The sequence below is a fragment of the Candidatus Protochlamydia naegleriophila genome, assembly GCF_001499655.1.
GTDB classification, from domain to species: domain Bacteria; phylum Chlamydiota; class Chlamydiia; order Chlamydiales; family Parachlamydiaceae; genus Protochlamydia; species Protochlamydia naegleriophila.
This window is the reverse complement of sequence record NZ_LN879502.1, coordinates 1,709,634-1,721,675: the sequence shown is the minus strand read 5'-3', so window position 1 is coordinate 1,721,675 and position 12,042 is coordinate 1,709,634. Positions and strand designations below refer to the sequence as shown.

General features: G+C 41.0%; 12 protein-coding genes. 5 read left to right on the top strand and 7 right to left on the bottom strand.

Translation table 11 applies throughout. The features are described from left to right. Window positions 1-85 precede the first annotated feature (85 nt). The 3 genes from PNK_RS07215 (at window position 86) to PNK_RS07205 (ending at window position 3,422) form a co-directional block, all read left to right on the top strand. On the top strand, window positions 86-1,504 hold the full coding sequence (locus tag PNK_RS07215) for a methyltransferase domain-containing protein (protein ID WP_269446512.1): 1,419 nt from the start codon (window positions 86-88) through the stop codon (window positions 1,502-1,504). 128 nt (window positions 1,505-1,632) lie between these two features. Further along, on the top strand, window positions 1,633-2,721 hold the full coding sequence (locus tag PNK_RS07210) for a glycosyltransferase (RefSeq protein ID WP_158021741.1): 1,089 nt from the start codon (window positions 1,633-1,635) through the stop codon (window positions 2,719-2,721). 17 nt (window positions 2,722-2,738) lie between these two features. Next, a complete protein-coding gene (locus PNK_RS07205; protein ID WP_158021740.1) occupies window positions 2,739-3,422 on the top strand; it encodes a hypothetical protein in 684 nt (227 codons plus the stop codon). Window positions 3,423-3,529: 107 nt separating this feature from the next. Here the strand turns inward: PNK_RS07205 and PNK_RS07200 are convergent, their stop codons facing one another. The 4 genes from PNK_RS07200 to mscL form a co-directional block, all read right to left on the bottom strand. Further along, window positions 3,530-4,297 carry a hypothetical protein gene (locus tag PNK_RS07200; RefSeq protein WP_032125773.1) on the bottom strand — a complete coding sequence of 256 codons (768 nt, stop codon included), beginning with the start codon at window positions 4,295-4,297 and terminating at the stop codon, window positions 3,530-3,532. Between the two features lie 93 nt (window positions 4,298-4,390). Then, the gene (locus tag PNK_RS07195) at window positions 4,391-5,842 is read right to left on the bottom strand and encodes a GMC oxidoreductase (RefSeq protein ID WP_059061215.1); all 1,452 of its coding nucleotides are present in this window, start codon (window positions 5,840-5,842) and stop codon (window positions 4,391-4,393) included. Between the two features lie 12 nt (window positions 5,843-5,854). After that, window positions 5,855-7,147 carry a DegT/DnrJ/EryC1/StrS family aminotransferase gene (locus PNK_RS07190; protein ID WP_059061213.1) on the bottom strand — a complete coding sequence of 431 codons (1,293 nt, stop codon included), beginning with the start codon at window positions 7,145-7,147 and terminating at the stop codon, window positions 5,855-5,857. A 47-nt stretch (window positions 7,148-7,194) separates the two neighbouring features. Beyond that, a complete protein-coding gene (gene mscL, locus PNK_RS07185; RefSeq protein WP_059061211.1) occupies window positions 7,195-7,626 on the bottom strand; it encodes a large-conductance mechanosensitive channel protein MscL in 432 nt (143 codons plus the stop codon). Window positions 7,627-7,698: 72 nt separating this feature from the next. On the opposite strand from mscL, the gene PNK_RS13895 reads away from it, so the two are divergent. Next, entirely contained in the window at window positions 7,699-7,833 is a 135-nt protein-coding gene (locus PNK_RS13895; RefSeq protein ID WP_269446511.1) for a hypothetical protein, read from the top strand. A gap of 94 nt (window positions 7,834-7,927) precedes the next feature. Here PNK_RS13895 and tgt read toward each other — a convergent pair whose 3' ends face one another. The 3 genes from tgt to PNK_RS07170 form a co-directional block, all read right to left on the bottom strand. Beyond that, the gene (gene tgt, locus PNK_RS07180) at window positions 7,928-9,058 is read right to left on the bottom strand and encodes a tRNA guanosine(34) transglycosylase Tgt (RefSeq protein ID WP_032125769.1); all 1,131 of its coding nucleotides are present in this window, start codon (window positions 9,056-9,058) and stop codon (window positions 7,928-7,930) included. Continuing rightward, entirely contained in the window at window positions 9,055-9,702 is a 648-nt protein-coding gene (locus PNK_RS07175; protein WP_051982006.1) for a queuosine precursor transporter, read from the bottom strand. Before PNK_RS07175 ends, tgt begins: the two co-directional genes overlap by 4 nt. 113 nt (window positions 9,703-9,815) lie before the next feature. Next, complete coding sequence (locus PNK_RS07170) at window positions 9,816-10,790, bottom strand: C39 family peptidase (RefSeq protein ID WP_051982005.1); 975 nt, start codon at window positions 10,788-10,790, stop codon at window positions 9,816-9,818. A gap of 183 nt (window positions 10,791-10,973) precedes the next feature. Between PNK_RS07170 and PNK_RS07165 the strand changes: the two genes are divergently transcribed. Next, window positions 10,974-11,780: an MHYT domain-containing protein gene (locus tag PNK_RS07165; protein WP_162264039.1), complete on the top strand. Its 807-nt coding sequence runs from the start codon at window positions 10,974-10,976 to the stop codon at window positions 11,778-11,780. Window positions 11,781-12,042 lie beyond the last annotated feature (262 nt).

The window sequence follows — 12,042 nt, the reverse complement described above, 5'->3', positions numbered from 1 at the left end:
GGTTTTAAGGTATCCATGTTGAACTATTGTGCTAAGCTTATGCTAAAAAAAAAAATTATTCTTTATTTCATCTTCTTGCTTTTTTTTGGGGCTTGGGGCTGAAGAAAGCCGTGATGATAAAACCGTAATGATAGCCATTCTTGCACGGAATAAGGCACATGTTTTGCCTCAGTTTTTGAGCTCCATTGAAAAACTAGATTACGACAAGCAGCTCGTTTCTTTATATATTAACACCAACAATAATCAAGATGCGACTGAGGAAATTATTAGGGACTGGGTGAAACAAAATGAAGAGCAATACCAGCGTGTGATTTTTGAAAAGCATGAGGTGGAAGATGTGGAGTCGACCCGTCCTCATGAGTGGACTCCAGGAAGATTTAAGATTTTAGCTGCTATTAGAAATAAAAGTTTAGAGCAGGCAAAAAAACATCAGACTGACTACTATTTTGTGGTAGACTGCGACAATTTTATTGCTCCTTGTACATTGAAAGAGCTTATTCGAAAAGATAAGCCAATTATTGCTCCTATGTTGAAGTCAATACCGGAGCCTGTGGATTACTACAGCAATTTCTTTTGTGCAGTTTCAGACATAGGCTATTATCAAGATCATCCAGACTATATGAAAATTTTGCATCGCATACAAAGGGGAACTTTTAAAGTGCCCTTAGTCCATTGTACCTACCTCATCAAGTCTGAATATCTCGATCGGTTGAATTATATGGATGGCAGTTCACAACATGAATTTGTTATTTTTGCTCGTTCCGCAAGAGATAATCATATTGATCAGTACATTTGCAATGAGAAAAATTTTGGTGTTTTGCTTCACTTTCACAAAGATTTATCTGTAGAAGAAGAAAGAGAAAGGATCAAAGATATTGAAATAGAAAACTACCTAAAAGAACCGCTGCAGGGAAATATTGAAAATGTATTTAATTGCATTTATGACAAGGGGATTTGGGGGCGCAACAATAAAGGAGAGGGCTTCTCAGGCGAGGGGTCCAGTGTCGAAAATGCCGCCCAATACGCAAAATTTTTAGAAGATTTCATCAAGTATAATCAGATTGAAAGTGTGCTAGATGTAGGATGCGGCGATTGGACATTTTCTCAATATATTCAGTGGGGAAAAACCCGTTATATAGGAATTGATGTCGTCAAGTCTGTTATAGATAAAAATCTTGTGAAATTTGCTTCGCCAACTGTCAATTTCCTTCACTGCGATGAACAATTTACCGACCTGCCTTCAGCGGATCTTGTCATATGCAAAGACGTTTTACAGCATCTGCCAACCGAAAGCATCTTTCTATTTTTAAATCAGATCTCCAAGTTTAAACATTGTTTAATCACGAATGACATCGATGATTGGAGCACGAATAAACCCATTCAAGCGGGCGATTATCGATCCATAGATCTTCAAAAGCCACCTTTTAATATGAAAGGGGTTAAAATATTAACTTTCCGTTCAGGGTATGTCACAAAGCAGATCTTTTATATAAACAACAATTAAAATCAGCAACCCGCAGCAGTCAGAATACTATGTGCTATCTTTATTACATATTCATCTTTTGTAGTTTTTTTGTTTTTGATTTAGATGCTCAGGAAATTAAGAGTAGCCGGGAAAGAATTTGTCTTAACATGATTGTTAAAGATGAAACTCCAGTGATTGAAAGATGCTTGGCAACAGTCAAACCAATCATCGATTATTGGGTCATTGTTGATACTGGTTCGACAGATGGTACGCAGCAAAAGATTAAAGAGTTCATGAAAGATATCCCAGGCGAACTTCATGAAAGGCCGTGGGTCAATTTTGCGCATAATCGCAACGAAGCTTTAGCTTTGGCGAAAGGAAAAGCCGACTATGTTTTGTTGATGGATGCCGATGATACATTGAGATTAAATCCTGATTTCAAAATGCCTGATCTGAATTTAGATTGTTATAACAGCCTCATTTTATTTGCCAATCTGCAATATGACCGACCCTTATTGATTAAAGATGCACTCGATTGGAAATGGTATGGAGTTTTACATGAATATTTAGCTTCTACACAGCATAAAACATCTGATCGGCTGCAAGGCATTCAAAAAATAGTGAATACCGATGGAAATAGATCCCAAGATCCGCAGAAATATCAAAAAGATGCAAAGCTTCTTGAAGCCGCTTTAAAAGAAGATCCGACAAATAGCCGTTATGTTTTCTACTTAGCTCAGTCTTATAAAGATGCTGGTGAGTATGAATCTTCTTTAAAACAGTATGAAAAGCGGGTTGAAATGGGTGGATGGGATCAGGAGATTTTTTACTCTAAGTTGCAAATCGCAAGATTACAACAAATGCTTAATAGAAGTCCCGAGACATTCATTAAAAGCTATTATGATGCTTATCACTATAGGCCCTCAAGAGTTGAGCCTCTCTACTATTTAGCGAAATATTATCGAAGTCAACAAGATCATTTAAAGGCTTATCTTATTGCTTCTATAGGTCTCTCTATACCAGCTTCTCAAGATAGTCTATTTGTGGAGAGGTGGATTAATGACTATGACATGCAGCTCGAGTTGTCTGTTTGTGCTTATTGGATTGGCAAATATGAGGAGTGTCAAATCCTATCCGCCAATCTTTTAAAAAAGCCCGATTTACCGGAAAATGTCCGTGAAGTTGTAGAAAAAAATATTTCTTTCGCAAATGCAAAACTTGTGGAAAGACTGCAAGGGAGTGTTAAACAACTATGAAGGTTAAAGGACGCTATATGGCTCAATCATTGAGCAAAAAAATATCTATTATGGCTCTAGGATCCTGTTTTCTGTTTGGAAATCTGCATGCATATGATAGTCAACAGGTTCGTTTTGATGGGTCTAATGAAGTCGTTGCTGTTTGGCAAAAAGTGGATACTGCAACGAGCTATTTGCAAATTGTTGGATCGTATGGAACCTATAATGCCCCTACTGTCTCTTTAACAGATCCCGCAAAAGTACATGCCTTTTCTCCAATTCTTAAGACATCCCAATTTTCTTCTGCAACGGTGAGGGCTGTGGCAATATGGAAGGCTTATGATCTTGCAACTCAAAATTTGGTCATTCAAGTCGCGGTCGCTTCTAATTCTGGTTGGACGACAGATTCTGCTACAACGATCTCATTAGATGGAGAGACTCCAAATGATGACTATCGCGTGATTATTTCTGATGACGGTCATGTGATTGTGGCTACTTGGTCATCCGATGTGGGAGGGTCTAATCATAGCCGTGTTGTGACCTCCAGTGATGGAGGAATGACTTGGAATCATCTATCTCTATCAGATATCTTGCTGGGACAGCCGGTAAGTTTTGTCAATGCACAACCAGAGCAGCCTCAAAGTTTGATCGGTGATCAAACGATGTTTGTATTTGGCTATTTATTGAATTTCATCAAAAAATTAGGAGTGATATTCAGATAACCCTATTGGGAAGGCAATGAGAGCCTATGATTTTTTGCAGGTGTTTGGATTGAATGAAAGAGGCCCCGATTGGGGCCTCTTTCATTTAAAGGACATTATTTTAGGTTCTAACGATTAGGCTTGGGTGGGGGTGCTGGTTGGATGATTGTTTCTGGTGCTGCAGTTGTTGAAGTAGGATAAGGATATTGTGAAACAGTCGTGACTGGATAAGCATCGTTATAAATGGCAGAAGGTGCATTAGCTGGACGCTGTAGTGCTGTTGTTGTTGGCTGCGCATAGTTTGATTTGTAAGCATTATAACCTGCGGCTTGATAGCCTGTTGGCGAAAGTTGGCTTCCTGGGTAATAGCTAGCAGGTCCTTGTTGAACGGTTGTTGAAGGGTAAGTCGTAGTTGGGGTAGTGGTTGTGTAAGGGTAATTGAGAGTCGATGTATAGCTCGATGTTGGGTATGGATAGTTATATGTTGGGGTTTGAGTTGTGGTTGTGTAACGGCCAGAAATATAGGAACTAGTTGTCCCGTAGGGATAAGCTGGAGCAACAGTTGTCGGAAAAGCTGTAGGAGATGTATAACGGCTTTCGGTTCGGGGAAGATTATAACGATCATTTGATGGATAAGAGGCTACCGTTTGTTGAGACATATAAGGTCTTTGAACAAAAACGGCTTGATTGGTTGTGTAAGCTGGAAGTCTGTTGATTGCTCCTTGGCGGGAATTGTAGTCATAGTTTGTATAGAGGGAAGAGTTGTAAGGTGATTGGACAAAGACGGCTTGACCACTCGTATAAGGGTAGTTGACCTGGGCATTGGCGTATGAAGCTATCATCAGAAGAGCGCTTACAACTCCTATGCTGATGGTTTTTAAAAAAGAATTCTTCATAAACCTACCAAAAAGTAATTTCCTATTTTTTCCCTATTTTTATTATAGCAAAAGTAAATTAAAAAAAATATTAATGAGCTGCCTCCTGAATTCTTAATTCGCTTGCTTTTTTTGTTCTTGCTTAAGATGGGAGGCTAATCTTCTTGCGAGAGCCAGAATGGTCAGGGTTGGGTTAGCATTTCCGGCCATTGGAAAGACTGAGCTACTCATTAAATAAAGGTTATCTACCCCAAATATTTTGCAGTTGGGATCTACGACACCATTTGTTGAATACATAGCCATGCGTGTCGTTCCCATCTGATGACTGGCGTCGCGTAAAAAGGTCAATTCTTCGTAGTCGGGATTAGTGACTAATCTGCCAATGCGATTCGAATCGAGTAAATCTGTCATTTTCTCAATAAAGCGTTTGAAGCAGGTCTTGTCCAGCTCTCTAAATTTCCAATCTAGACAGGCGACTGGCATGTTTAACGTATCGCGATCATTGGTTAGAAATAGGCGACTTTCCCGGTTTGGAAGCTGCTCTAGGTAAATTTTTACTGCATAAGCTAACTTGCTGCCATGCAAACGAGGGAAAATATTCATGCAATGATTGGGCAATTCCCATTCCCGAAGTAGATTGGGGTGAAGGGCAATGCCGATTTCTAGTATTTTATTGCGACTCTCAAAGAAAGTGCGTGCTTCGGTGATATCTTTTAGGTCGTATGGAAAAAGCATTCCAACGTAACCTTTAGGATGATCCAGTAGGTTTCTGCCAACCCAGTCAGTTTGATTACCAATTCCTTTTTCTAACTGTGAATTAGAGCTTAGTAGCAACTTGGTGGTTTCGATGGAGCCGCAGGCTAAAACAAACAGTTCAGCTTGGACTGTCCATTCATCGCCATTTAGAGAACGGACATTGAGCTTGGTAACATGTTTTAAATTTTCTGATAAAAGAATGTTGACTGCGGAGGCTCCTAAAACGGCTGTAATAGAAGAGGAGTCTTTCAAGCGTTTGTGGAATTTAACGCTGCTATTAGTTGGAATGCATTCTAAAAGATCAATGCTTGGGTAAAAGCAAGGAAGCTGTGAAATGGTAGAAGGCAGCTCGTTTGGATGATTGTTTAGCCAAATGAGGTCGGCTATATCGTAGTCTTCTGCTATGGCATGGTAATAAGGATGCAGCTCTTCATAGGTGATAGGCCAGCCTGTCTCTTGGAGATAGAGTTTGGGTGAAAAATCGATCGGATCTAACGCTTTCCACTTTCCTCCCCAAATATTTAATGTTCCTCCATATTGTCGCAGATGTGTTTGCTGTTCTCTAGCAATTTCAAGATTGAGTGGGTGATTGGGATCGACGCTCCTGATAACCATTCCTTTTTGCTGAAAGTGAGCGAGTTTTTGCGTGTGCCAGTCGAAAGTTTCGAATCCACTATCGATTAAAAGAATTGAGTCGAACGAATTTTCTAGTTGGGTGGCCAATTCGAGTCCAGCGGCACCTGTGCCTACTATGCAAAGTTTTACTTTGGGCAGCGTCGAATTGAGATAATCGTTGATAGTCGTAATCATAGATAAGTCATTTTATAAGAGTCGGTGATATCCCTGCTCAATTTTGCGAAAGGCTGCGGTCAAACAAGTATAATAGTCATCGTCCACGTCAATAAAGCTTGGTAGAGTAAAAACGCAATTGTCCATGCGTTCTGCTTGAGGAAAATCTTGTTTTGTTATTCCTCTATAAGGTTCCAATCCTTGCCAAGCATCTAAAAGCGGGCCGCGATGATGGCCCCACAAATCAAATCCCTTGGCAACTAAAAAGCGACGATATTCACAAGAGCCAACTCCAACTTCAACGAGCGGGACTCCTTCGGCTGCTAGGCACTGTAAAAAATGAAGTAAAGAAAGGTCATGGAGTTTTGAGGGGTGGTAAATCATTTTTATGCCTCCATAAAATCCTCCCATTTCAGTCTCTTTGGTAGGTATTGGAAAGGAAACAAAAGAAAAATCATTTACACAGTCGATAGTCTTCTGATAATTTTTAGCTCTCTTTTGATTGCGCTCTTCAAGACTTTCTAATGAAATGAGAGCTAATGCCATGGCAAGAGGATGGGCTCGCCATTTCAGTCCAAGCACTTCGCTGTCTAGGCTCTCAAATGGACTGTTTTGGAATTCTGTAAGGAGACCTTTCCGATGCAAATGACAATAGGCCAGCATCTTTTGGTAGGCGGCTGTATCATTTGTGCAGGCTAGCCCTCCTTCACCTCCAGAAACGGCTTTACCCTTTGGATTTGACCCTTGTAAGCTAAAGCAGGTGATATGTGTGAAGTTACCTAGTTTGGTACCCTTCCAAGAGGCCCCATGTGCATGAGAAGCGTCATCGATAATGGGAAGATTGAATTGTCGGCTGATTTGGAAAATAGCCTCCAAATCACAAACCCGCCCATTAAGATGGGTGATGTTGATGGCCTTGGTGCGCGGGGTGATCTTTTTTTTTATTTCTTGAGGATCGATGAGTAAGCTGTCTGGGTGGATATCGCAAAAAATGGGTCTTGCACCTAGATGAAGAGCACCTGAATAGCTGGCTATGTAGCCAACGGCTGGAGTGAGGATCTCGTCTCCTGGCCCAACACCGGCTGCATAATAGGCTGCCATAATGGCTGCTGTACCATGGCTAAAAGAGAGGCAATGTTTGCAGCCGATATAGTTTGCAAAGGCTTTTTCAAGTTCTAAACTGATGCCAAATCCTGAACCGGATAATTCATCTTGATCGATGAGTGAGGCGATCAAAGCCTTTTCTTTTTCTTTTGGGCGCATCCACTTTTCGTAAAAGGGGAGAGGAAATACCTTAAGGCCTCCTAAAATGGCTAGTTCAGTCATATAATCGCCCGATCCTCTCTACATTGCTTTTATGTATGATTTATTTATCAAATTTTGTTTTCACTCGTTATCGGAGAGCAGCAATGCCCGCATTTTTTTGCTTTGAGTGGGATAGACATCAGGCATTCAGGGCACTCTTTGGTGTTTGGCAAGACCTCCTGTTTTTTGTGCAAACTATTCATCATCTTAATGACTAAGAAGATGGCTCCAGAAAGAATCAGGAGATCGATGAGAGTGTTGATGAAAGCGCCATATCTGATTTCTACGGGATTTCCTGGACTTCCAGGCCAATTCAATTTGATTGACAGAGCACTAAAATCGACCCCTCCAAGCAAAAGTCCAATAGGAGGCATGACGATGTCGGTTACGAGGGAATTGACGGCTTTACTAAAAGCGGCTCCAATGATAATACCAACCGCTAAATCAACCATATTGCCCCGAAGTGCAAATTCTTTAAATTCTTTTAGCCATGCCAGCATTTAATAGACTCCTTGGCTTCTCTGCCGATTGCTATGAATTGAGTGCTTTGTGTATATGCTATAGAATTGATTGTGTCAATTAAGAGTGAAAAATTTTTTATGAAGCTTGGGGAAGGGATCTTAGAAAGCTGGCTGGTGGATTTTTATTCTGGCAAGTGGGAAAAGGCTGGAGAGGCTTGGAAAAATGAGTTGGGGATAGGAGGGTGAGAATAAGAATTGGGTGATTCCTATTCTCAGTTTCTTAAATTATGAAGCTCTTACAAAACCCTAGGCGTTTAAGGAAAGATTAAGAAGAGTTAGTTTACACCTTGTCTTCCATGATGTCTTCCCGATATTTTTGCATGAGTTGCACCATGAAGTAGAGGTTATGAATTGTTGCTAAACTCATACTTGTCAGTTCCCGGGCCTTAAAAAGGTGGTGAATATAAGCCAGGGTAAACTTGGCGCAAGCCGGACAGCCGCAATCTTTTTCAATCGGAGAAAAATTCTTTGCATATTCTGACTTTGTGATATTGAGGCCTCCTTGCGAGGTCAATAAGATGCCATGGCGGGCAGCTCGAGTCGGATATGAACTGTCAAATGTGTCGATGCCAAGCGGAATGCTTCTATCTATGGAGGGGAGATCGCCAATACCGAGTAGGTGATTGGGTTTTTCCTGTGGCAAGAGGGGAAGAGTGTGGGAAAGCAAGGTATGCATCTCATCCTTGGTTTTACCCATGCTTCCACCGATTGCGAATCCATCAAAGGGAAGACCGGTTAAGAATGAGCAGCTGGCTTGACGCAACTCGGGATCGACACCTCCATGAATAACGGCATACATGGCTTGCTGTTGGGGATTTTTTAGATGAGCTTCCAAAGAGCGCTGTTCCCAACGGTGTGTACGAGCCAATGACTTTTTTAAGGCTTCTGGGGCGATGTGATAGGGTGGTAGCTCATCAAACGGAATGATGATGTCGGCTCCTAGGTCTTTTTGTGCTTTTATCGAGCTTTCCGGCGTAAGCAAGACTTTAGATCCATCGCGGTAAGAGCGAAAAAGCACTCCCTCTTCCGTAATTTTAAGAACACATCCCCCTTGTTTTTTTGTGCCGCGGCTTTTTAATTCGTCGGCAACGCCTCCGTAGGCGAGGCTAAAAACTTGAAATCCTCCCGAATCTGTAATGATTGGCAGTTTGCGGTGAATGAATTGATGCAGGCCGCCAGCTTGTCTGACAGTCTCTGTACCCGGTTGTAGGAGAAGGTGATAAGTATTGCAAAACATGAGTTGCAGGCCGATGTCGTGCAACATGCTGTTGTCTAGTGCCTTGACAGTTCCATTAGTGCCTACTGCTACAAAATTTGGCGTGTCTATTATTCCATGCGGTGTATGGATGCGGCCGACTCGGGCACGTGATCGCTTGGAGCGATGGATTAATTCGAAGTGAAAAGATTTCATGCTTTGGCCCACCTTACAAATGGAGTGAAACAAAAAATAACAACTAATTTTACAATAAAGCTGATGAAGATGATATCGGCAACAGAAGCAACGATTCCATACAAACCAGCGAAACTAAATAAGAATGTATCTAGAAATTGAGACAAAATGAGAGCGATAGCGGCCCGTAAAGCGAAGCTTGCTTGTGGCAGCTTTTTCTTCAAGAAAGAGAAAAATCGAATGTCAATTTGCTGGACCACAAAGAATACGCTCATCGATGCAATGAGTAAACGAGGGGATGCTGATAAGATAGCCACAAACGCTAGTTGTGTCTCGTCATAAGGACTAGGCTTATAGAGTAGATGGATTTGCGAGACAAGGACGAAGAAAACCATGAAAAAAAAGCAAATCCAGGTGGCTCGATTTGCATCTTCCCTACTAAAATATTCTTGCAAAAAGTTAAGGCCCAATAAGCTTCCGATCGCGAAAGCATCGCTTGCCGTCACGTCGAATCCCAATAGGGTAATTTGCTTGAGCACAAAAAGATTGGCTATGAGAGCCTGGACTGCTACCCATGCTGTGAGTGCTGACTTACCAAGCTTCAAAGCCGCCAAGGCAAAGCCTATAATTAATAAAACCTGAATAAAAAATAAAATCTCGTTCATAGTTCAAATAGAATAACAGAAATAAACTTTTGAGTATAGGATTGTTACGAGAAAAATATCACAATTTTGAAAGGCCCGTTAGTAAAAGAGGAATGGCATTTTCGATGAGCGTTTCAAAGAGGCTTATCTATTAGGGTAATATTTTGCTTAATGAGCGGTCGGAACACGTAAGCTACGAACAAACGCCTTTGCCAAGCTTGAATAAAATCTTGCAGATCGTAGCAGATTGTCGTTTCTGAGTCTTTTTGAAAAGCTGGATCCATGCAAATGATTTGTTGGGAAAGGGGATTAAAGCCTTTGATGACGATAAGATGCCCACTATTGTAGGATTGGGCACTTCCTGGAAGCGGTCCTTTGACGCTAACAACAAGCGGGATTCCATCTTTTAACTGATCAATGACTTGATTGAGTGACGCAAAACGGGCGACCCAACAGTGCCACTTCTGTCCGAGTTCGATGAAGGCTTGGGCGACACTGAAACTCCAGTTACCGTAAATGTCAAATCTCGAGTCGTGCACTTTTTGAGCAAATGAGAGAGGATGAAGGGACGCCTCCTTTGTAAGGAAGCGAATCGTCGCTGTTGTGGATACGGGAGAGCAAAAACTTTGATTACGTGGATGGGTAAGGGCCATTTGAGAGAGTGGGGGAACGTCTAAAAGCAGGGGATCCTGCTGGTTGTGGGTCGTCTCTAGATAGAGGTTGTCGATTGCAGACGCGCAGGCATGGAGGGCGATGAAGTGCTCGAATTGGGCACCCTCCTGAACCTCGACTCTTACCCGAAATCCTGTGGCTTTTTTCTCTCCCATACAACTGACAAGGTCTTGAAAAGTTCGGCAGTTTAAGTGTTCATCCTCATGATCAAAGCTTGCCTGCTCCTTCGCTCCCCAAGAAGCATAGGGCAGCCATTTGGACCAGACACCTATTTTGAGGCTTGCGAAAACAAGAAAGCGTCCATTTTCTGGACGAAGGGCGTTCCAGGAAATGATGAGCTCATTAAATGGGTTTATCGCATCTAGCTCCCATTCGTAATGGTGATTCTCCCCCTGACTTAAATGGTGATGATAGACTTGAGTGAAGTTTACACGCACAGGAATTCTTGCTTAATTAATTTAAACGCTAATTCATTATAATAGGACAAACATGATGTTAACTATATGGTTTTATTGTTATAATAGATGTATAAGAAAAAAAGATATGCATTTCTAACAGACATTTTGAGCTGTTTTTTATTTTTTCCATCTATTAGTCTCATTCTTTTCGAGCTTAAAAATTTGAAAAAGTTGGTTGATATGCTGACTTTTCTATCTTTTATTATGTTTATTCAATGGTCTTCGCAGGTCATGCTTGGGGGATATCCTCATGACTATAAGATAGGGTTGATTATTTTATCCTATGTCGTCTCTGTTTTGGGATCTTATGTAGGCTTGCGCTTAGTGAACATGGGGATGGTTGAGAGCGAAATCAGATGTCGCGTTCTTTGGTTACTTATGGCAGCTATCGTGATGGGAGGCTGTACGATTTGGGCGATGCATTTTCTTGCGATGCTTGCCTTTCATATGGGTATAGAAGTGAATTATGACCTGTTTTTAACGCTGTTTTCCATGTTATTAGCAATGGGTGTTGCAGCGATTGGATTTTTGTTTGCAGGGCTTACAAAAATGAGCGGATTTAAAATTGCATGGATTGGCCTGTTCATGGGAATCGGATTTGCAACCATGCATTATATGGGAATGGCGGCAATGATCATGAAGGCTTCCGTGTCTTATAAACCGCTGTTATTTTGGTCTTCTATTTTTATTGCAGTTGTGGCTTCTATAATGGCTTTATGGTTGATGTTAACAGTCCAAGGGTGTTTGCTGAGATGGATCAGTGCTTTTGCAATTGGGACTGGGATAAGTTGCTTTCATTACATTGGAATGGCAGCAGCCGTTTTTACTCCTATAAGTATTCAGAAAGAAGTTTTGCTAGAGCATGCAATCATCCAACAAGCTGATTTTGTATTATATCTCTCTATTGCGATTATTTTTACATTGGCAATGATCCTCTTCATTTCTCTTCAAGATATGAAAGAAAATTAGGGAAATGTAAGTAAGGAAACTGTTTTTTCTTTGAAATAATTCTGAAATTAATTTAATCTGATTAATAGACAGCTTTTTGTCATACTAGATTAATGGAGATGTTGTGAATACCATTCACGCTGTTCTCAAATTTTTGTCCTCTTCATCGTCAGCACCTTTCGGTGCATAAATAATCTGCTTCTTCACTTTTTTTTTCACATGTACATCAATCTCAAATAATGAGATACTCTAAATCCTTCTTTTTTGGGATTTACAAAACAAT